The following is a 19,743-nucleotide window of genomic DNA, read 5'->3' on the forward strand; positions in this document are numbered from 1 at the left end:
GATGACCGATGCCGGATTCAAAGCCCGCCCGTCCCGACGGGCCGCTGCCGCTCGATCACGACCGGCTGCTCCACGCCTACCGGATCATGCGCACCATCCGCGACTTCGAGGAACGCCTGCATGTCGATTTCGGCCGCGGCGACATCCCCGGCTTCGTCCATCTTTATGCCGGCGAAGAGGCGACGGCCGCCGGCATCATGATGCATCTGAACGATCAGGACCGCATCGCCTCCACCCATCGTGGTCATGGCCATTGCATCGCCAAGGGCGTCGACGTGGTGGAGATGATGGCCGAGATCTACGGGAAGACCACCGGGTCCTGCCGCGGCAAGGGCGGCTCCATGCACATCGCCGACCTGTCCAAGGGCATGATGGGCGCCAACGGCATCCTTGGCGCCGGTGCGCCGCTGGTCTGCGGCGCGGCGCTCGCCGCCAAGGTGCTGGGCCACAAGGGGGTGGGCATCAGCTTCGTCGGCGACGGCGCCTCCAACCAGGGCACCTTCCTTGAAAGCCTGAACCTCGCCGCGGTCTGGAACCTGCCCGCGATCTTCGTGGTCGAAAACAACGGCTATGCCGAAAGCACCGCTTTCGAATGGGCGGTGGCCGCCGACAGCTATGTCGATCGCGCGACCGGCTTCGGCCTGCCCGGGGTCACCGTCGACGGCACCGATTTCTTCGCGGTCTACGAAGCGGCGGGCGAGGTGATCGCCCGGGCGCGCGAGGGCGGCGGGCCGTCGCTGCTGGAATGCAAGATGGTCCGCTTCTTCGGCCATTTCGAAGGCGATGCCCAGACCTACCGCGCCAAGGGCGAGCTGGAGCGCATCCGCGCCGAGCAGGACTGCATCCGCATCTTCCGCAGCCGCGTCACCGGCGCGGGTGTGGTGACCGATGCCGAATGCGATGCGATCGATGCCGAAGTGGCAGAGCTGATCGAGCGCGCCGTCCAGGCCGCCAAGGACGCGCCGATGCCGTCTGCGGCGGATCTCCTCACCGACGTCTACGTCTCGTACTGAGCCGGTCCGGCTCTTCTTCCGGAGGATTTCCGCCATGGCCCGCAAGATCAGCATGAAAGACGCCATCAACGAGGCGCTGGACCAGGAGATGACCCGCGATCCCACCGTCATCATGATGGGTGAGGACATCGTGGGCGGCACCGGCGCCGGCGGCGAGGCCGACGCCTGGGGCGGCGTTCTGGGCGTCACCAAGGGGCTCTACGCCAAGCATGGCGACCGGCTGATGGACACGCCGCTTTCCGAAAGCGCCTATATCGGCGCCGCGATCGGTGCCGCGACCTGCGGCCTCAGGCCCGTCGCCGAACTGATGTTCATCGACTTCATGGGCGTGTGCTTCGACCAGATCTACAACCAGGCCGCCAAGTTCCGCTACATGTTCGGCGGCAAGGCCGAAACCCCCGTCACCATCCGCGCCATGGTCGGCGGCGGCTTCCGGGCGGCGGCACAGCACAGCCAGATGCTCACCCCGCTGTTCACCCATATTCCCGGCCTCAAGGTCGTCTGCCCGTCGAATGCCTATGACGCCAAGGGCCTGCTGATCCAGTCGATCCGCGACAACGACCCGGTGATCTTCTGCGAGCACAAGGCGCTCTACGGCCACGAGACGGACGTGCCGGCCGAATCCTATGCCATCCCCTTCGCCGAGGCGGCGGTGGTGCGCGAGGGCGGCGACGTCACCATCGTGACCTACGGCTTGATGGTCCATCGCGCCCAGGAGGCCGCAGCCCTGCTGGCGAAGGACGGGATCGAGGCCGAGATCATCGATCTGCGCACGCTCTCGCCGCTCGACATGGACACCGTTCTGGAAAGCGTCGAGGCGACCGGCCGGCTGGTCGTGGTCGACGAGGCGCATCCGCGCTGCTCGATCGCGACCGACATCGCCGCCCGGGTGACGCAGGAGGCCTTCAAGGCGCTGAAGGCAGCCCCGCGCATGGTGACCGCCCCCCATACCCCGGTGCCGTTCTCGCCCACCCTCGAAGACCTGTTCCTGCCCTCGGGCCAGGCGATCGCCGAGGCCGCCCGCGCGACCATCGGCCGCTGACCAGGAGACGAAACCGCAATGAGTGACGACCGCATCAAGCCGCTGGTGATGCCGAAATGGGGCCTGTCCATGCAGGAAGGCCGCCTCGCCGCCTGGCTGGTCGAGGAAGGGGCCGACATCTCGGTCGGCGACGAGATCATGGAGGTCGAGACCGACAAGATCACCAATGTCGTGGAGGCGGCCGATGCCGGCCGTCTCCGCCGCCGGGTCGGCCAGGAGGGCGAGGTCTACCCGGTGAAGGCCCTGCTGGGCGTGCTGGCGCCGCCCGAGGTCGATGATGCCGCGATCGACGCCTTCGTCGCCGCCTATGAGGTGCCGGCGGCGGGCGGTGACGACGAGGATGCCGCCCCCGCCCATGCCTTCGTCGACACCCCGGCCGGCCGGCTGCGCCATGCCAGCCGCGGCGACAGCGGCCCCCATGTCGTGCTGATCCACGGCTTCGGCGGCGATCTCGACAACTGGCTGTTCAACATCGACGATCTGGCCGGCGTCGCCCGGGTCCACGCCCTCGACCTGCCCGGCCATGGCCAGTCGTCCAAGGATGTGGGCACCGGCGACCTGGAGGCGCTGGCCACCGCCGTGCTCGCCTTCATGGACAGCCAGGAGATCGAGGCCGCCCATCTGGTCGGCCATTCCATGGGCGGGGCGGTTTCGGCCCATCTCGCCACCACCCGGCCGGAACGCGCCCGATCCCTGACCCTGATCGCCTCGGCGGGGCTGGGGGAGGAGATTGACCAGGGCTATATCGACGGCTTCGTTTCCGCGGCCTCGCGCCGCGATCTGAAGCCCGTGCTCTCGAAGCTCTTCGCCGATCAGGCTCTGGTCGGCCGGCGGCTGGTCGACGACCTGCTGAAATACAAGCGCCTCGACGGGGTGGATGCCGCGCTGGCGAAGCTCCGCGACGGGCTGTTCGCGGGCGGGCGCCAGAAGGCCCCGCTGGCCGCGGCCATCGCCGCCGCCGATCTGCCGGTGCTGGTGATCTGGGGCACGGAGGACCGGGTGATCCCGGCCGCCCATGCCAATGCCCTGCCCGGCGCCACGGTCGAGGTGCTGCCCGATGCCGGCCACATGGTCCAGATGGAAGCGGCCGCCCGGGTCAACGAGTTGATCCGGCGCCATATCGGAGGATGATCCCATGACCGCCTCTCTCCCCCTTTCGGGTCGCCGCACGGTGGTGACCGGCGCCGGCCGCGGCATCGGGGCCGCCATCGCCCGCGGGCTTGCCGCCCAGGGTGCGGCGGTGATGATCGCCGATCTCAACCCCGACACCGCCGCCGGGGTGGCCGACGAAATCCGCAAGGCCGGCGGCACGGCCGCCGCCACCGCGGTCGATGTGCGCGAGCGGGCCTCGGTCGCGGCCATGCTCGACCGGACGATCGCCGAGTTCGGCGGGCTGGACGTGGTGTTCAACAATGCCGGCATCGCCCAGGTCCGCCCCTTCCTCGCCATCACCGAAGACGACTGGCGGACGGTGATGGACGTGAACGGGCTGGGTGTGCTGATCGGCATGCAGGAAGCGATCACCCGCCTGCGCGCCCAGGGCACGGGCGGTGCGATCATCAACACCGCCTCCATCGCCGGCAAGCAGGGCTATGAACCGCTGGCCCATTATTCCGCCAGCAAGTTCGCGGTCGTCGCCCTCACCCAGGCGGCGGCGCGGGCCTTCGGGGCGGAGAACATCCGGGTCAATGCGATCTGCCCGGGCGTGGTCGCGACCGACATGTGGAAGCTGATCGACCAGGGCTTCCGCGACTCAGGGCTGACCGGCCGCGAGAACGAGGCCTTCGATCAGTTCGCCGCCGGGGCCGTGCTCGGTCGCCCGTCCAGGGCCGAGGATCTGGTCGGCGTCGCCTGCTTCCTGGCATCCGATGCGGCCGCCTTCATGACCGGTCAGACCCTGCTGGTCGACGGCGGCATGGTGATGGACTGACCTCCCGGATCCACACTTTTTCCCCACCGCCGTCCCCGCCCCGCCCCGGCTCCACCCGGGGCGGGGTTTTCATGTCTTGTCCTTTAAACGACCGGTTCCCCACCTCGTCGCACAACGCTAATGTTGCGCTTCAATGACGCCGGGTGACGATGCGGCAACCTTCAGGAGCGCATGAATGCGGATCTTGCGACAGGGATCTCTGACGTTCCGGATCACCGCCGGCATGGCCACGGTGCTGGTGATCTCGGTCGTGGCCATCGCGGTCACCCTGCTCTCCCTGTCGCGTCAGGCCGCCGAAGACGCGGCCATGGCCCATCTTGCGGAACTCGCCACCGGCCAGGCGGCGGTGATCCGCGCCGATATCGGCCAGGCGGTCGACGACGCCCGCGCGCTCGCCCGTGCTGTCGCCGTGGAACAGGCGCGCCCCGCCCCCGACCGGCGGGTGGTCGATGCCCATCTGGCGCGCCTTGCCGGCGAACGGCCGGCCTATGCCGGTGTCTGGGTGGACATGGCGCCCGACGCCTTCGACCGCCGTGATGCCGAATATGCTGCGGCCCGTGCCGCGGCAGGGGATGCACCGACCGAAATCCTTGCGCTGCCAGGCACCGGCCGGATGAGCCTGCTCTGGTATCCGGACGAAACGACGGGGCGGCCGGTCGCCGATGCCACCGACGGCGCCGCCTTCGACGAGGTGATGACCAAGGAATATTATCGCGCGGCCGCCCGGGCCCGCGGCGCCGCCGTCACCCTGCCCTATCTCGACGACTTCACCAAGGCGCTGATGACCAGCACGGTGATGCCGGTGATGGCCGACGGGAAAATCCTCGGGGTTGCAGGCGTGGACATCACGCTGGCCGGCATCGCCGAACGGCTGTCGGCCATCCGGCCCTATGGCGCGGGTTGGCTGGCGGTGGTCGCAAGCGACGGCAGCTATGTCGCCCATCCGGACCCGGCCCGGCTCTCGCATGCCGATGACGACCTGCCCGGCGCGCTCCGGCAGGCGATTGCGGCCGGCCGCAGCATAACTGCGGCCGCTGAACTGGATGGCACGCCCCATCACCTGCACCTTGAACCGCTCACCTTCAACGAGGCGGCGGGGCGCTGGACCCTGATCGTCGCCGTACCGCGCGACGCCTTCATGGCCGAGGCCGACCGGCTGCTGATCAGCTGCCTTGCGGCCGGCGGGCTGGCGCTACTGCTGGGCCTGATCATCGCCTGGCTGCTGGGCCGCGGCATCTCGCGCCCGGTTCAGGCGATGACCGGGGTGATGGGCCGGCTGGCCGGCGGGGATCTGGCGGTCGATATCCCCGCCCGCGGCCAGCGCGACGAACTGGGCGAGATGGCGCGGGCGCTCGACCTTTTCCGCGAAACGGCCCTGCGTGCCCGGGATCTCGACGCCGCAGACCGCGCCGCCCGCGCCCGCAGCGAGGCGCGGGCCGCCGCACTCGCCGAGGCTCAGGCGGAATTCGACAGCCGGGCCGGCGCCCTGGTCGACGTCCTCGCCCGTTCCGCGGCCGAACTCAACGGCACCGCCCATGCCCTGTCGGGCATCGCCGGAACCACCCGCGGCCGGGCCGACGAGGTGGCGGACGAAGCCGAACGGGCGACCCGCAGCGTCGAAACCGTGGCCGGCGCCACGGCCGATCTTGCCCGGACCTTCGAAGACATCCGCCGCCGGGTCGACCGCTCGGTGGGCGATGCCGAGGCTGCCGAGGCCGAAACCCGGCGCACCGATGTGGCTGTCGCCCGGCTGACCGAGAATGCCGGCCGGATCGGCGAGGTGGTCGACATGATCCGCGGCATCGCCGAGCAGACCAATCTTCTGGCCCTCAACGCCACGATCGAGGCGGCACGGGCCGGCGAGGCCGGCAAGGGCTTCGCGGTGGTCGCCGCCGAGGTGAAGCAGCTGGCCGACCAGACCGCACGGCTGACCGACGACATTCTGGTACAGGTGACCGGCATCCGCGATGCAACGACGGAGACTGCCCGCTCGATCTCGGCGGTCGGCAACGCCATCGACGGGTTGACCGGCACCGCCCGCGACATCCGCGCGGCCGTGGAAGAACAGGACCGCGCCACCCGCGACATCGCCCGCAATCTTCAGGATGCCGCCGGCGCAACCCGGCAGGCTGCCGGACGCATGGCGGACATCCGGGCGGCAGCGGGGGAAACCGGCACTGCCGCCACCCGCGTTCTGGCCGCCGCAGAGGCCGTCGGCCGCGATTCCGCCGGGCTGGCTGCGGAAGTCCGGCGCTTCGGAGAGATGGCCCGCGATTGAGATGATGTGCCTTGTGACGTTGTCGTCCGTTCAGATCAGGCTGGGATGCCCGCCGGTCGTGAGGTGACCATCAGGCCGAAACCGATGCAATACCCGCCGCGACGATATCCGCCTCGCTCATGCCCCGCCGCCAGTGGGAGAAGGCGATCATGCGATTGGCCGGGATGCCGGCCTCCGCCCTGAGGAAAGCATGCATCGCACGGAAGGCGGTGTATTCGGCCCCGATCCAGGCGAAGATGTCGCCGTGATCGGCCGGCACCGCCACCTGCCGCAGGGCATCGGCCAGCAGGGTGGTGGTCCCTGGTGCCGCAGCACCGCGATGCAGCCAGCGGATCTGCACCCCGGGCGGTGCGGCGATCACCTGTTCCTCGGCGGCATCGGCGACCTCGATCAGCGCCACGCCCGCGGCCTCCGCCGGCAGCCCTTCCAGAATGCGGGCAATGCCGGGCAGGCCGGTTTCATCGCCGGCCAGAAGATACCAGCCCGCCGGCTTCGGCCCGTTGGCGGCCGGCCCCAGAATGCCCACGATATCGCCCGGCGCCGCGTCCCGCGCCCAGGCAGCCCCGGGGCCCGCACCGTCATGGAGCACGAAATCGATGTCGAGCCGGCCGGCCGCGGCATCGATCCGGCGGATGGTGAAGATGCGCGAGGGCAGCACGCCGTTCCCGGGCCAGAGGATCCGGCCGTGATCGTCAAGCTCCGGCCAGTGCGGGGCTGTGACACCCTTTGCCTGGAACAGCAGCCGGCAGTGGATCTGGTCGGGCACGGCATAGCGGCCCAGATCCTTGCCCGTGAAGGTGATCCTGCGCATGCCCGGCGTCAGATCGGTGACGGCGCAGACGGTCAGCACGCGCAGATCCTGCGGCAGGGCAGCGCCCACGGTATCGCCGGTCCAGCTGATCTGAAGCCGTTCGGGCCGGGCGACGAAGTCGATCAGCCCGGTCAGCTCGTGCTTCAGGCGGTTGAAGGCCGCGGGATCCGAGGCTTCGACCAGCAGCCGCAGCACCCCCTGCCCCGGCGCCAGCCGGGCGCGAGCGGCGCCGGCCTCGACCAGATAATCGTCCCCCTCGGCACGGAGCGTCAGGTTATGGGCCGAGAGCGAAGCGATGATGGTGTCGAGATACCGGTCGAGACCGGCAAAGGCGATCTCGGCCTCGGCCTTGAAGCGTGGCATGGGGCTCGTCCTTCAGATTGTCTTGTTTTTCGAGCGGGTCTCAGCCCGCAAGGCTCACCCAGCAGGGGCCGGGCAGCGGTTCGGCAAGGAAGCGCCGGCCGATCTCGTCGAGCGTCGCCGCAGGGTCGAGATCGGCGAACAGCGCCGGATGCAGCCAGGTGGCGGCGATCTCGACGAACAGGATGTTGAGCGGAGCAACCGTCAACAACCCCGTCCACACCCCGTGCACCCGCCGGTCGCGGACGGCCGGCAGCGTCTCGAAACCGGTGCGCGCGACCAGCCGGGCAAGGCCGGCGCGCGCGGCTGCCGGGTCGAGCCCCGGGCCGATGCCCGGCCGGATATCGCCGCCATAGGCACCGCCCGAGGCGATATAGACCGCCGGCGCCTCGGTCATCAGCTGCTCGATCGGCAGTTTGGCATACCAGGACGCCTGGACGGCCGAGAGGTTGCTGCCGCCGGCAAGCGCCAGAAGGTCACCCCAGATCCGCCGCCCGGCCGCCCAGCAGCAATCGTCATAGGTCGACTGGACTTCCAGATAGGTCCGGACCGGCACCATACCGGCGAGCCGCCCGGTCACCCGCGCCAGATGATCGGCGACGAAACCGGTGAAGGCGCGGGCGCGGGCGCGCGCGCCCAGCACCTCGCCCCACATCCGCATCGCCCGGCCCATGTCCCCGATCGGGTCGCCGGCCGCACCTGCCGGCGGTGCCGCATTGCTGGCGGCATTGCTGAACACCACCGGAATGCCGGCGGCGGCCAGCTGCTGGACCAGACGTCCCTCGCCCAGTTCCGGCTCCATATAGGCGGTGGCGACCACCAGGTCGGGGGTGAGCGACAGGATATGCTCCACCGACAGCGTGTCGGGCGTCTGGCCGCCGATCTCGGCGATCAGGCTGCCATCGGGCCGCGTTTCATAACGCCGGCGCAGAAGATCGCTGTCGAGCCTGGCCACATCCGCCCAGCCGACCACCAGCCGCGACGGTTCGGGGTGCAGCAGGGCCATGCTGATCACGTCGCGCGCATCCAGCAGCACGATACGCCCCACCGGCCCCGCCAGTTCGACCCTCCGGCCGATCACGTCGGTGACGACCATCCCGCCGCCTGCGGCACGGGCGAGCGTCGGGGCTGCGGCAGCCGCCCCCAGCAGGGCCAGAAAACTGCGGCGATCGAGATCCATCAGAGACCGGCTCCTCACCAGCTGTAGCGCAGCCCGGCCAGCACCTCGGTGCCGTTGCCGTACTGGCAATAGAAGCCGCTGGTGCAACTCGTGTAATAGGTCTTGTCGAACAGGTTGGTGGCATTCAGCGTCACCTGGGTGCCCTGCAGCGAGGGGGACAGCCGGGCCAGATCATAGCGCAGCCCGACATCGACCAGGGCGAAGCCGTCGGCCTTGAAGCTGTTGGTGTCGTCGGCATAGCTGCTGCCGACCACACGCACACCCGCCCCCAGGGTCAGACCGTCGAGCGCGCCGGCATCGACGGCATAATTGGCCCAGACCGACCCGTGATAGGCCGGCACCGCCTGCGGACGCTTGCCGATATTGGCCGCGACCGTCGATTTCGTGACCTCGGTGTCGAGCAGGGTGAGGGCCGCGATCACCTCCAGATTGGCCGTCACATTGCCGCGGGCTTCGAACTCGACGCCCCGGGAACGGACCTCCCCCTGCTGGACATTGAAGCCGGGCGCGCTGCCGGGGGTAAGAACGTTCTCCTGCCGGATCTGGAAGGCGGAGACGGTGAACAGCGCCTTCATGAAATCCGGTTCGTATTTGACGCCCAGCTCCCACTGTTCGGCTTCGGTGGGATCGAAGGGCCGGCCCGAGACGTCGACGCCGATCACCGGCTCGAACGAGGTCGAATAGCTGACATAGGGGGCGATGCCGTTGTCGAAGCGGTAGAGCAGGCCGGCGCGATAGCTCGGCGACCGGCTCGACTGGTCGCTGGTGGTGCCGGCCAGGCGGTTCCGGCTCTCCTGCTCCGTCCAGTCATAGCGCGCGCCCAGCAGCAGGCGCCAGCCGCCCAGGCTCATCTGATCCTGCAGATAGACGCCCGTCTGCTCCAGGGTCTGGCGGCTGTCGATGACCGTGGCAAGCGCCCCCACCGGCAGGCCATAGCGCGGATTGGCCAGATCAAGTGGTTCAGCGGCCCCCATATCATAGGTCCAGTCGCTCACCGCATGCTGATAGTCGATGCCGATGATCGCCTGGTGCCCGACGGCACCTGTGGCGAAATCAAACTGCGCCCGGTTGTCGGTGGCGACACCTTCAACCGTCTCCGTCGAGCGCAGGGCAATGCGCGGCAAAAGCCCGCCTGTCGTGATCCCGCCCGCCATCTGCAGGCTCTGGAAATCCAGGTCGATTTCGGAATAGCGGGTCTTCGAGCTGACGCTGACCATGTCGTTGATCCGATGGTCGAAACTGTAGCCGATGGCGCGCTGGGTGCGGTCATAGCTGTCGAAAGCCGGATCGCCGACATTGTCGTCGCGGTCGAGCCCGCCCTTCCAGGCATCCGGCGCCAGCTCCTGCGGATAGGTGGAGTTGAAATACCCGCCCTTCGGATCGGTCTGATAGAAGCCCTGAAGGGTGAGCTGCGTGTTCTCATCGGGCTGCCAGCGCAGCTGAGGCGCGATGGACAGCCGCTCCTCCTCGACGTCGTCATACCGGGTGTCGGCACGCCGGCCCATGGCGGCGATGCCGTATTGCCACTGCCCCTCGGCATCGATCCGGCCCTGGCTGGCGAGACCGCCCTGCAGCCTTCCATGGCTGCCGCCCTCGATCCGGGCCTCACCCGATGCGGTGGCAGAGGGGGTACGGCTCAGCTGATTGACCAGCCCGCCCGGACTGGTCTGGCCATAGAGCACGGCCGACGGCCCCTTGAGCACGTCGATCCGGTCGAGCAGGAAGGGATCGACCGAGGGCAGAGCGAAGGCCTGACCGCGGGGCAGGCGCAGCCCGTCCAGGAAGTCGACGATCCGGGTCGAGGTGCCGAAACCGCCGAAACCGCGCAGGAACAGGCTGTCATAGCGACCGGTGGCATCAGGGGTGGACAGCACGCCGGCGGTGTAGGTGAGCGCCTCCTTGACCGTGCGCGCGTTCTGATCGTCGAGCTGGCGGCGTGTGATCGTGCTCACCGATTGCGGGGTCTCCAGCACGGGCGTGCCGGTCTTGGTCGCCGTGGTCGCAACCGGCGCCAGATAGGCATCGCCCGTGGTCGCGGCCGTCGCCTCGCCTTCGACCTGAAGCGAGGGCAGCGTCGTCGCCTCGTCGGCCATGGCCCCGACCGGTGCCAGCAGAGCCGATGCAGCGATCAGCCCGGCGCCGCCACGTCTTGAGAACACCCCCGTCATGCGTCCGTCCTTCCCCGTCTCCGTCGCCCGCCCGGGCGGATCTGTCCCCGGGCGGATCTGTCAATCAATGCGAATGCGCATCATTCGCGATACCTGCAGCTATAAAACAAACGGGACGGTCCCGTCCAGTTAATTGGCGCGGTGTTCGGAACTGGCCGGGATCGGTGCGGGTGAGGTACAACTGTCCCGTCCGACCCAGGGTGGTTTCGCCACCCCGGTCACGCGGAAAAGCCCCGGCGCGACCCGCAGGCAGACGGGGACAGATGCAGACACGGGCGGGAGATGAGGATGACATCGGGACGATGACCAGCGCAGCGCCGCAGCAGCAGGCGGGCCAGCCGGATCGGAACCGGCCACGCCGGGGGCGGCCGTCGAAGGAAGATGCGGCCGAAACCTCGGGCCGGATCATCGAGACGGCGGCGCAGCTTTTTGCCGCGCAGGGTTTCGCCGCGACCTCGATCGAACAGGTCGCGGCCGCCTGCAGCGCCGGCAAGGACACGATCTACCGGCGTTTTCCGTCGAAAATGGCGCTGTTCGAGGCCGTGGTCGACAGTCTGCGGACCCGCACCCTGTCGCGACTGGAGCAGGAAATCCGCTCGGCCGGCGGCGCAGGCGACGCGCTGGCGCGGCTGAAGCGCATCGCCCGCTGGTTTCTGGACGTGAACCTGGATCCGGAAATGGTCGCCTTCAACCGCATCGCGCTCAGCGAGGCGGTGGTCTTCGGCGACGGCCGGCACGATCAGTGGGAAACGGATCCGATCCTGGACCGGCTGGTGGCCCTGGTACAGGAAGCCCAGGGCGCCGGGCTGCTCGCCCCCGGTGACACCCGGATGATCGCCACGCATCTTCTGCATGCGATCGTCTTTGGCCCCGCCACCGATGCCATGATGGGCCGCACCGGCTGGTCAACCCCCGCCGCCCGCGACCGGTTCTTCGATCAGGCCTGGACGCTGTTCCTGCGCGGGGCCGGAAGCTGACGGCCGGACATCCCCCCCCGGGCCGTCCCCCACCGGCCGTCACCCCCCGGCCGTCACCCAGCGGGCGACGTCCTGCCAGACCAGCGGGCCGTGCAGGTCGCGCAGCAGCATGTGCCAGCCCTGGGGGTAGGTGTTGATCTGCAGGTCGTCGCGGCCATGGGCGATCAGCTTCTCGCGGAAGTTCTTCACCGCCCGGCGCGGCAGCACCTGTTCGTTGCGGCCGTAGAGCGCCAGTACCGGCAGGTCCAGCGATCCGGCTGCCTCCGTCGCCCGTTCCATCAGGTCGACCAGGCCGAAGATCGCATCGGCGCGGGTGGTCTTCAGCACCAGCGGGTCGCGGCCCAGCGCATAGAGCATGGCGTCGTTGTCCGACGGCCGGATGCCGAGCCCGCCGCCATCGAGCGGCAGCCAGGGCATGGCATGGGCGGTGGTCCACAGCATCCAGCGCTGATAGGGCTGAAGCGTCGACCAGCCCCAGACCGCAGGCGCCACCAGGATCAGCCCGGCAGGCCTGAGTTCGGCCGGCAGTTCGCGGGCCATGCGGGCCGCGGCCGACATCACCACGGCACCGCCCATGCTCTCGCCCAGCCAATAGACCGGCACCCCCGGATGGCGGGCGGCGATGGCGCGGGTGGCGTCTTCCAGATCGCGGATCAGGGCAGAGGTGCCCGGCCAGATGCCGGCCCGCGGCGCCTCGCCGAAACCGCGCTGGTCATAGGCATAGGTTTCGATCCCCCGGGCGGCCCACCAGGGGGCCGGCAGGGCGAAGGCGCGGCGATAATCGTTGAAGCCGTGCAGGCCGATGATCACCGCCCGGGTCGCGGTGCCGGCGGGCGGGCCCCAGTGCCAGAGCGGCAGGGCCGTGCCGTCGGCCATGGTCAGCGTCAGCGCCTGCGGCGCCACCTCCGCCCCGGCCGAGATCGCCGCCGGGCTGGTCGGCGTCGCCAGCACCAGCTGCGTCTCCTTCCAGGCGATCGCCGCCGCCTCGGGCGAGGGATGCCGGCCCTTCAGAGAGGCCGGCGGCATGTCGCCCGCCGCATCGATATCGCCCACCGCCGGCCGCGGATCGGCTGCGATCGCGACGGCATGACGGTCGGGGCCGCGGCCGATCGCAAGCGGCGCGCAGCCCGCCGCGGCGGCCGCCGCCATCAGGAATGCCAGCATCAGACCCCGCCTCCCAGAGCGGCCACGCCGCGTCACCCCATCCGCTGCGCGCGGTACCCCACCCGCCGCCCGCGGCATCATCTTCAGCGGCCTTCATAGCCCGGCTTGCGCTTGGCCAGGAAGGCACCCAGACCCTCGTCGAAATCATGGGTCCGGCTGTTGGCGACGAAGGCCTCCTGCTCGCGCGCCAGCTGCTGGCCCAGCGGGTTGTCCAGGCTTTCCGAAACCAGACGCCGGGTGCGGGCATAGGAAAGCGTCGGGCCGGCCGCCAGCTTCGCGGCCAGCTTCATCGCCTCGGCCGGCACCTCGGCCGCGGGCACGATGCGGTTGACCAGCCCCCAGGCCCGCGCGGTTTCGGCATCGACCGGCTCGTTCAGCAGCAGCATTTCCATGGCGAGCTTGGGCCCGATCAGCCGCGGCAGCGCGAAGGTGGAACCGCCATCGGGCGTGGCACCGATGCCGGTATAGGCCATGACCAGCTTCGCCTCTGCCGCCATCACCACCAGATCGCAGGCCATGGCCATGGACACGCCCGCGCCGGCCGCGACACCGTTGATGCCGGCCACGATCGGCTTCGACAGCCGGGCCATGGCCAGCACGATCTCGTGGAAGGCGCCGACCAGCGCATTGGCGGCCCGCGGCCGCTCGTCACCCGTGGCACCGTGGAGATGGGCCAGATCGCCGCCGGCCATGAAGGCGCGCCCCGATCCGGTCAGCAGCACGGCCCGGACCGCGGCATCGCCATCGACCGTCAGCAGGGCTTCGAGCAGATCGGCACCCATCGCCGGGTTGAAGGCGTGCAGCACCTCCGGCCGGTTGAGCGTGATGGTCGCAACACCGTCGGCGACGGCGAGGATGACGGTTCCCGAACCGATCGGGCGGGCGGTCTCGGTCATTGGGGCGCTCTCTCCGGATCAGGGCCTCCCGGCGGCACGGCATCCGCCGGCCACCGGGGGCTTCTTCTACTTCAGGGCGAGCACTGTATCAGCACTCGCGGGGGCCGTCAGCGGGCGACGTTCTCGTAGAGCACGGCCATGCCCTGCCCCGCACCCATGCACATCGAGACGATGGCATAGCGCTGGCCGGTGTTGACGAGGTGGTTCATCGCCACGATGGTCATGCGGGCACCGGTCGCTCCCGGGGGATGGCCGATCGAGATGCCGCTGCCATAGAGGTTGGTGACGTCGCGCGGGATGCCGAGCTTCGCCTCGGCATGCAGGTTCACCGCGGCGAAGGCCTCGTTGATCTCGTAATAATCGATATCCGAGACCTTGAGACCACGCCGGTCGAGCAGCGCCTGGATGGCCGGCACCGGGCCGCAGCCCATGATGCGCGGCGGCACGCCGACGATCGCCCAGTCGACCAGACGCACCACCGGGGCGACGCCCTCGGCTTCCAGCGCCGCGCGATCACCCACCACCACGAAGGCGGCACCGTCGGTCACGCCGCTCGAATTGCCCGGGGTGACGCGGCCGCCCTTGCGGAAGACCGGGTTCAGCTTCGCCAGCTTCTCAAGCGTCACGTCCGGACGCGGGAACTCGTCCATCTCCATCAGACGGGTCTTGCGGCCCTCGGGCACCTCGATCGGCTTGATCTGGGCGGCCAGGAAGCCGCTCTTCATGGCCTCGCCGGCGCGCTGCTGGCTCATCAGCGCCCATTCGTCCATGGCCTCGCGGGTATAGCCATAGTCGTCGGCCAGGTTCTCGGCGGTCTCACCCATCAGCTCGCGGCTGAACGGGTCGCGATAGGCCCAGTCCAGGGTGTCGATCACCTGGCCGGGGCCGCGCTTCATGCCCCAGCGCGCGCCGGTCATCACATAGGGCCCGCGGCTGAAATTCTCGCCGCCGCCGGCCAACGCGATGCGGCCATGGCCCGAGATGATCTGCTCGGCCGCGGTCAGGATCGCCTGGGTGCCGGAACCGCAGGCCCGGCTGACATTCAGCGCCGCAGAATGCTCAGGCATACCGACCTTGAGCGCGATCGCCCGGCTGGCGAAATAGCCGTCATGGTCCACGGGCAGCACATTGCCCCAGACAAGATGGTCCATCTTGTCGGCGCCGATGCCGGCCTTTTCCAGGCAGGCGCCCGCCGCATGGACACCGAGGTCGACCATCGGCACGTCCTTCAACGACTTGCCGTAGTCGCCGAACGGCGTGCGCATGCCGCCGGCCAGCACGATCTCGGTCATCGGTTTCTCCCTGAGTTTATGGTTCATGATCCACGGATCACCCGGACATGCGGGAGTCCGTTCCGCGGCAGAGCATCCGTCAGCCGGCGCCCGAGGGCAACCCCGATGAATCCGCATTCATCGCGGGCGTTTTCGCCCCCGTCAGGTCGTGGCCGCGATCGTACTTCAAACACTCGTTTGTTTGAAGTAGGCTGACTTTCAGCTTCGACCGTGTCCCGGCCGCTTCCACCGGGGCGCGATGCCCACCCCTGACGAGAGACGAGAGATGACCCAGAACCGCCGCATTATCCTGGCCTCGCGCCCCGTCGGCATGCCGACCGCCGCGAACCTGCCGATCGAGACCCAGACCCTGGCCGAGCCGGCCGAAGGCCAGATCCTGGTCAAGGTCATCTACCTGTCGCTGGACCCCTATATGCGTGGCCGCATGAATGCCGGCCGCTCCTACGCCGCCAATGTCGCCGTGGGTGACGTGATGGTCGGTGGCGCCGCCGGCCGGGTGGTCGCCTCGAAAAGCCCCAGGTTCAAGGAAGGCGACTACGTCTTCGGCATGTTCGGCTGGCAGGAATATTATCTGGGGGATGCGGCCGGAGTCCGGAAGCTGGATCCCGATCAGGCGCCGATCAGCACCTCGCTCGGCGTGCTGGGCATGCCGGGCATGACCGCCTATGTCGGCCTGCTCGACAAGGGCCAGCCCAAGGAAGGCGAGACGGTCGTGGTCTCGGCCGCCAGCGGTGCGGTCGGCGGCGTGGTCGGCCAGATCGCGAAGATCAAGGGCTGCCGCGCGGTCGGCATCGCCGGTGGCCCCGACAAGTGCGCCTATGTGGTGAACGAGCTGGGCTTCGACGCCTGTGTCGACTACAAGGCGCCCGATTTCCTCGACGCCTTCAAGGCCGCCGTGCCCGACGGCGTCGACGTCTATTTCGAGAATGTCGGCGGCAAGGTCGCCGATGCGGTGTTCTCGCGCATGAATGATTTCGGCCGCGTCGCCCTCTGCGGCCTGATCGCCCATTACAACGACACCGGTGCGCCGGAAGGACCCGACAACCTGCCGCGCTTCATGTTCAACCTGCTCTCGCGGCGCCTGTCGGTGAACGGCTTCATCGTCAGCGACCATCCCGATCGCGCGGGCGATTTCTTCCGCGATGTCTCGGGCTGGATCCGCGACGGCCAGCTGCGCTACCGCGAGGACATCGTCGAAGGCGGGCTGGATGCGACGGTGGAGGCCTTCCAGGGCCTGTTGACCGGCCGCAATTTCGGCAAGCTGATCGTGAAGATTTCCGAAGACACCAGCCGCGCCGGCTGATGTCCGGAGGGGGGCGGGACGCCCGCTCCCCTTCGCTCCTCTCTCGTGTCTAAATCTTAATTTTTTTGACTTATAGATGTAGCTCGGCGGTCGATCGGGCGGTTTTCGCCCGGACAGGGCGCCACAACAGTGGCAGAGGACTGCGTTTTCCCGTCATAGTGAATGCGGTCCGCCCCACCCGATGCGAGTCTTGTCGACCGATGCCCTTAAGCCGACACCGCACCCCCCGCACCGACTTCGCGGACGCCTGGCCATGACCGGCGTGCTCACCGACAGCACGGCGGACATACACGCCGATGCGCCGCGGGATGTGGCGGAGACGATCGTTGCAGCCGCATCGGAAGCCATGCTGCTGACCGATGCCGAAAGCCGGTCGAGTTTCCTGAACCGGGCGGCCTGCATGCTGATCGGCAGCGATCGGCGCCGCCAGAGCACCGGCCGGCTTATGGCGCTGGTCAATGGGATGATCCAGCGTGCGACCAACGACCGGTCATTCAGAAGCCATCTCGATCTGCTCGCCAACGACCGGCAATCCGCGCATGCCTCGGAACTCCGTCTTCGGGGCGTGATGCCGCGGCTGCTCTCGATCACCTCGCAGCCCATCGATCCGCAAGGCCGGCGTCAGCTGTGGATCGTGCGCGAAGACCGGCAGCTGTCCCGCCAGGCCATGGATTGCCGCAGTTGTGCCGGAGAGGCCCGGTCGATCCACGATGCCCTGCTCGCCCGCACGCGGGCACTGAGCGAGGCGCGCGATCTGGCCGATGCCAGCCGCGTGGTCGCCGAACAGGCAAGCCGCGCCAAAAGCGAGTTCATGGCGCATCTGAGCCACGAGCTGCGCACACCGCTGAATGCGGTTCTGGGTTTTTCCGAGGTCATCTCGCGGGAATTGCTGGGCCCGTCGGCCGTACCGGCCTATGTCGATTACGCCCGCAGCATCCACCAGAGCGGGACCACCCTGCTCGGCCTGATCGACGACATTCTGGATCTGTCGCAGGTGGAAACCGGGCGGGTCACGGTTCGCCTGCGGCCGATGGATCTGGCCCAACTGGTGAACGGACTGGAGCTGGACGAGGACCTCCGGCCCGGCGTGCGGCTGGCCACGGACCTGCCCCAGGGGCGGATCGTCATTCCGGGGGATCCCGATATTCTTGCCCGGGCGGTGCTGCATCTGGTCGAGGTATCGGCCAATGTCGCGCCGGCCGGTTCCACCGTCACCATCCGCGCTTTCGACACCGGCACTCATGCGGGGATCGAGGTCATCGATGCCGGATCGGTGATGAGCGCGGTGGAGATCGAGAACGCGCTCGCCGCCTTCGGCGACACCGACAGCCAGATCGCCCGCAGCGGCCGTGGCCGCGGCGTCGGCCTGTCGCTGGCCGATGCGCTGATCCGCCTGCATGGCGGCCGTCTGGTGATCGCACCACGCGGCAATGGCGGCATGGTCACCCGGGTCCTGCTGCCGCGCGGCTGAAGCCGGCCCCCGCACCCGCCCCTCGCCCGACCCCGCCCCTCGCCCGACCCCGGCCGTCACTGCATATCCTTGCCCGGATCCGGCGCGGTGGCGTCGTCGACGGCGCGGAAGCCCATCTTCCGGCCGTCGGAGGTGACGATGGTCAGGCGATTGCCATCCACCTCTGCCTGGCGGGCGGCGAGCAGGCCGTCGATCAGGTCCATCTCGGCATCGGTCTTCTGCCGGTCGCAGGCCATGCGCGTGGCGCCGATGCCGCCGAAACGCAGGCTGCCCGGCAGATCATCGACACCGGTCTGATAGCGGCCGAACATGCGGTTGCAGGGGCCGCGCGCCGACATGCGGCCATCGTCGTGAAACCTGAACCGGGACGTCTCCGCCCCGGGGGCCGCCGGATCGGGCGCCCAGACCGTGCCGGTCAAGGGCAGGTCGGGCCGGCTGCCGCCCCCCTCCCCCTGCATGCCCGCACAGGCACCAAGCGCCAGCGGTGCCGCCACGGCCGCCATCAGGCGCAGGGACCGGAGCCCGGCCGATGCAAGACGGGGCGCGGTTGCGGAACGGGCGGGCATGGCGGATCCTCCTGAGGCCTCGGTGATCACGGCGTCGATGAACGCCGGAGCGCCGATCCTGCACGCAGACGACGCCGCTTCCCAGCGGCAATCCCGTGACACGGCCGTCACGCGGTGTGGCCGGATCGGGTCGTTCCCGGATCAGGCCGTCACCGGATCGGTCACCACATCGAAATCCATGGGGGCCGGGCTGCGGTCGGCCAGCGGCGGCCGGCCGAGGCCGATCGGGCGGCGGGCGATGCTGCCGGGGGCCTGAATCTGATCGGCCTGGGCATCGGCCTGGCGAAGGGTGGTCATCCGGGTATCCTCGGTGGAAGCCATGATCGTGGTCATCTGAAGCGGTTCCGTCGGATCCGGCAGCCTGTGTCGGCGGCCGTCATTTGCAGGGATCGCCGGAACCGCCCCCGGTGCGGGAGGCGGGTTTCGCAAGGCCAGAACGCGAAACGGCCGCCTCCGTCTCCGGAGGCGGCCGTCGATGTCGGGATCTCGTCTGGCCCTCAGGCCGGCACACCCGCTCGATTGGCCACCCCCGGGGGGCTCCACCAATAGAACGTAAACGAGGTATAGGTGCGCGACGTGATCATGGCCGCTACTCTGATCCCGCCTCGCAGCGCCGTCAAGCCCCGAGCATGCGACAGCGACGACGGGATCACCAGCCGCCCCGCGCCAGCCAGCGATCGACCATCGCCAGCCGGTCCCAGCCCCAGAAGGGCTCGCCATCCACCAGCACGAAAGGCGATCCGAACACGCCCCTGGCGACCCCCTCTTCCGAAATCGTCTTCACCTTCTCCTTGACCGCAGGATCGGCCATGCCGGCCAGAACCTCTTCCGCATCCAGCCCGCGGCGGGCGGCCACGCCGGCCACCACGGCAGGATCGGTCATGTCGGCCTGCTCGACATAATAGGCGTGGAAGGCATCATGGGCGAAGGCCACCGCCGCTGCGGGGTCGCGCGCCTCGATCCAGTAGAAGGCCCGCGAGGCGGGCAGCGCCACGATCGGATGGCCGGGCGGCAGGGTGAAGGGAATGCCGGTCTCGCGCGAGATACGCCGCCAGTCGTTGCGGGCGTAGTCACCCTTGAGCGGGGTGCCGCTCAATCCGCGCATGCCCGTGGCCTTGAACGCCACCCCCAACATGTAGGGCCGCCAGATCACCTGCCGGCCATGGCGTGCCGCCAGGGCCTCGATCTCGTGGGATGCGAAATAGGCATAGGCGGAACTGAAGTCGAACCAGAACTCGATCGGGGCGGTCATGGGCTCTTCCATCGCCTGGGGTGATGTCTTCCGACATGGT

General features: G+C 69.1%; 17 protein-coding genes. 8 read left to right on the forward strand and 9 right to left on the reverse strand.

Annotated features, from left to right (window positions below):
* Positions 1-8 precede the first annotated feature (8 nt).
* From P7L68_RS21180 to P7L68_RS21200, 5 genes are all read left to right on the forward strand, one after another.
* Positions 9-1,013 (forward strand): thiamine pyrophosphate-dependent dehydrogenase E1 component subunit alpha, encoded by a 1,005-nt coding sequence (locus P7L68_RS21180; RefSeq protein ID WP_372001423.1) that lies wholly within the window; start codon positions 9-11, stop codon positions 1,011-1,013.
* 34 nt (positions 1,014-1,047) lie between these two features.
* Positions 1,048-2,055, forward strand: coding sequence for an alpha-ketoacid dehydrogenase subunit beta (locus tag P7L68_RS21185; protein WP_372001425.1), 1,008 nt, complete (start codon positions 1,048-1,050; stop codon positions 2,053-2,055).
* 18 nt (positions 2,056-2,073) lie between these two features.
* Positions 2,074-3,186, forward strand: a complete 1,113-nt coding sequence (locus P7L68_RS21190; RefSeq protein WP_372001427.1) for an acetoin dehydrogenase dihydrolipoyllysine-residue acetyltransferase subunit — start codon at positions 2,074-2,076, stop codon at positions 3,184-3,186.
* Positions 3,187-3,190: 4 nt separating this feature from the next.
* Positions 3,191-3,985: an SDR family NAD(P)-dependent oxidoreductase gene (locus tag P7L68_RS21195; RefSeq protein ID WP_372001429.1), complete on the forward strand. Its 795-nt coding sequence runs from the start codon at positions 3,191-3,193 to the stop codon at positions 3,983-3,985.
* A 223-nt stretch (positions 3,986-4,208) separates the two neighbouring features.
* Positions 4,209-6,263, forward strand: a complete 2,055-nt coding sequence (locus tag P7L68_RS21200) for a methyl-accepting chemotaxis protein (RefSeq protein ID WP_372001431.1) — start codon at positions 4,209-4,211, stop codon at positions 6,261-6,263.
* A 70-nt stretch (positions 6,264-6,333) separates the two neighbouring features.
* Here the strand turns inward: P7L68_RS21200 and P7L68_RS21205 are convergent, their stop codons facing one another.
* From P7L68_RS21205 to P7L68_RS21215, 3 genes are read right to left on the reverse strand one after another with little or no spacing between them, the layout of a single operon-like run.
* Positions 6,334-7,437, reverse strand: coding sequence for an SIP domain-containing protein (locus tag P7L68_RS21205; protein ID WP_372001434.1), 1,104 nt, complete (start codon positions 7,435-7,437; stop codon positions 6,334-6,336).
* A gap of 40 nt (positions 7,438-7,477) precedes the next feature.
* Entirely contained in the window at positions 7,478-8,614 is a 1,137-nt protein-coding gene (locus P7L68_RS21210) for an ABC transporter substrate-binding protein (RefSeq protein WP_372001435.1), read from the reverse strand.
* 14 nt (positions 8,615-8,628) lie between these two features.
* Positions 8,629-10,782, reverse strand: a complete 2,154-nt coding sequence (locus P7L68_RS21215; RefSeq protein WP_372001436.1) for a TonB-dependent siderophore receptor — start codon at positions 10,780-10,782, stop codon at positions 8,629-8,631.
* Positions 10,783-11,084: 302 nt separating this feature from the next.
* On the opposite strand from P7L68_RS21215, the gene P7L68_RS21220 reads away from it, so the two are divergent.
* Positions 11,085-11,759 (forward strand): TetR/AcrR family transcriptional regulator, encoded by a 675-nt coding sequence (locus tag P7L68_RS21220; protein WP_372001440.1) that lies wholly within the window; start codon positions 11,085-11,087, stop codon positions 11,757-11,759.
* 39 nt (positions 11,760-11,798) lie between these two features.
* Here P7L68_RS21220 and P7L68_RS21225 read toward each other — a convergent pair whose 3' ends face one another.
* From P7L68_RS21225 to P7L68_RS21235, 3 genes are all read right to left on the reverse strand, one after another.
* Positions 11,799-12,923 (reverse strand): lysophospholipase, encoded by a 1,125-nt coding sequence (locus P7L68_RS21225; protein ID WP_372001441.1) that lies wholly within the window; start codon positions 12,921-12,923, stop codon positions 11,799-11,801.
* An 83-nt stretch (positions 12,924-13,006) separates the two neighbouring features.
* Positions 13,007-13,819: an enoyl-CoA hydratase/isomerase family protein gene (locus P7L68_RS21230; RefSeq protein WP_372001443.1), complete on the reverse strand. Its 813-nt coding sequence runs from the start codon at positions 13,817-13,819 to the stop codon at positions 13,007-13,009.
* A 107-nt stretch (positions 13,820-13,926) separates the two neighbouring features.
* Positions 13,927-15,111 carry an acetyl-CoA C-acyltransferase gene (locus P7L68_RS21235; protein WP_372001445.1) on the reverse strand — a complete coding sequence of 395 codons (1,185 nt, stop codon included), beginning with the start codon at positions 15,109-15,111 and terminating at the stop codon, positions 13,927-13,929.
* 265 nt (positions 15,112-15,376) lie between these two features.
* Between P7L68_RS21235 and P7L68_RS21240 the strand changes: the two genes are divergently transcribed.
* A complete protein-coding gene (locus P7L68_RS21240; protein ID WP_372001447.1) occupies positions 15,377-16,414 on the forward strand; it encodes an NADP-dependent oxidoreductase in 1,038 nt (345 codons plus the stop codon).
* Between the two features lie 253 nt (positions 16,415-16,667).
* The gene (locus tag P7L68_RS21245) at positions 16,668-17,885 is read left to right on the forward strand and encodes a sensor histidine kinase (protein WP_372001449.1); all 1,218 of its coding nucleotides are present in this window, start codon (positions 16,668-16,670) and stop codon (positions 17,883-17,885) included.
* A gap of 56 nt (positions 17,886-17,941) precedes the next feature.
* Here the strand turns inward: P7L68_RS21245 and P7L68_RS21250 are convergent, their stop codons facing one another.
* The 3 genes from P7L68_RS21250 to P7L68_RS21260 all read right to left on the reverse strand — a co-directional run bounded on the left by P7L68_RS21250 (position 17,942) and on the right by P7L68_RS21260 (position 19,703).
* Entirely contained in the window at positions 17,942-18,451 is a 510-nt protein-coding gene (locus tag P7L68_RS21250) for an META domain-containing protein (protein ID WP_372001451.1), read from the reverse strand.
* Between the two features lie 141 nt (positions 18,452-18,592).
* The gene (locus tag P7L68_RS21255; RefSeq protein WP_372001452.1) at positions 18,593-18,784 is read right to left on the reverse strand and encodes a hypothetical protein; all 192 of its coding nucleotides are present in this window, start codon (positions 18,782-18,784) and stop codon (positions 18,593-18,595) included.
* A 316-nt stretch (positions 18,785-19,100) separates the two neighbouring features.
* On the reverse strand, positions 19,101-19,703 hold the full coding sequence (locus P7L68_RS21260) for a 2-hydroxychromene-2-carboxylate isomerase (RefSeq protein WP_372001454.1): 603 nt from the start codon (positions 19,701-19,703) through the stop codon (positions 19,101-19,103).
* Positions 19,704-19,743: the final 40 nt, after the last annotated feature.

It is taken from the genome of Tistrella mobilis, assembly GCF_041468085.1.
GTDB lineage: Bacteria > Pseudomonadota > Alphaproteobacteria > Tistrellales > Tistrellaceae > Tistrella > Tistrella mobilis_A.

Bases quoted from the DNA above. Each gene is read 5' to 3' on its own strand.
- P7L68_RS21180 (WP_372001423.1), top strand. From the start codon at position 9: ATGCCGGATTCAAAGCCCGCCCGTCCCGACGGGCCGCTGCCGCTCGAT.
- P7L68_RS21185 (WP_372001425.1), top strand. From the start codon at position 1,048: ATGGCCCGCAAGATCAGCATGAAAGACGCCATCAACGAGGCGCTGGAC.
- P7L68_RS21190 (WP_372001427.1), top strand. From the start codon at position 2,074: ATGAGTGACGACCGCATCAAGCCGCTGGTGATGCCGAAATGGGGCCTG.
- P7L68_RS21195 (WP_372001429.1), top strand. From the start codon at position 3,191: ATGACCGCCTCTCTCCCCCTTTCGGGTCGCCGCACGGTGGTGACCGGC.
- P7L68_RS21200 (WP_372001431.1), top strand. From the start codon at position 4,209: ATGGCCACGGTGCTGGTGATCTCGGTCGTGGCCATCGCGGTCACCCTG.
- P7L68_RS21205 (WP_372001434.1), bottom strand. From the start codon at position 7,437: ATGCCACGCTTCAAGGCCGAGGCCGAGATCGCCTTTGCCGGTCTCGAC.
- P7L68_RS21210 (WP_372001435.1), bottom strand. From the start codon at position 8,614: ATGGATCTCGATCGCCGCAGTTTTCTGGCCCTGCTGGGGGCGGCTGCC.
- P7L68_RS21215 (WP_372001436.1), bottom strand. From the start codon at position 10,782: ATGACGGGGGTGTTCTCAAGACGTGGCGGCGCCGGGCTGATCGCTGCA.
- P7L68_RS21220 (WP_372001440.1), top strand. From the start codon at position 11,085: ATGACCAGCGCAGCGCCGCAGCAGCAGGCGGGCCAGCCGGATCGGAAC.
- P7L68_RS21225 (WP_372001441.1), bottom strand. From the start codon at position 12,923: ATGCTGGCATTCCTGATGGCGGCGGCCGCCGCGGCGGGCTGCGCGCCG.
- P7L68_RS21230 (WP_372001443.1), bottom strand. From the start codon at position 13,819: ATGACCGAGACCGCCCGCCCGATCGGTTCGGGAACCGTCATCCTCGCC.
- P7L68_RS21235 (WP_372001445.1), bottom strand. From the start codon at position 15,111: ATGACCGAGATCGTGCTGGCCGGCGGCATGCGCACGCCGTTCGGCGAC.
- P7L68_RS21240 (WP_372001447.1), top strand. From the start codon at position 15,377: ATGACCCAGAACCGCCGCATTATCCTGGCCTCGCGCCCCGTCGGCATG.
- P7L68_RS21245 (WP_372001449.1), top strand. From the start codon at position 16,668: ATGACCGGCGTGCTCACCGACAGCACGGCGGACATACACGCCGATGCG.
- P7L68_RS21250 (WP_372001451.1), bottom strand. From the start codon at position 18,451: ATGCCCGCCCGTTCCGCAACCGCGCCCCGTCTTGCATCGGCCGGGCTC.
- P7L68_RS21255 (WP_372001452.1), bottom strand. From the start codon at position 18,784: ATGACCACGATCATGGCTTCCACCGAGGATACCCGGATGACCACCCTT.
- P7L68_RS21260 (WP_372001454.1), bottom strand. From the start codon at position 19,703: ATGACCGCCCCGATCGAGTTCTGGTTCGACTTCAGTTCCGCCTATGCC.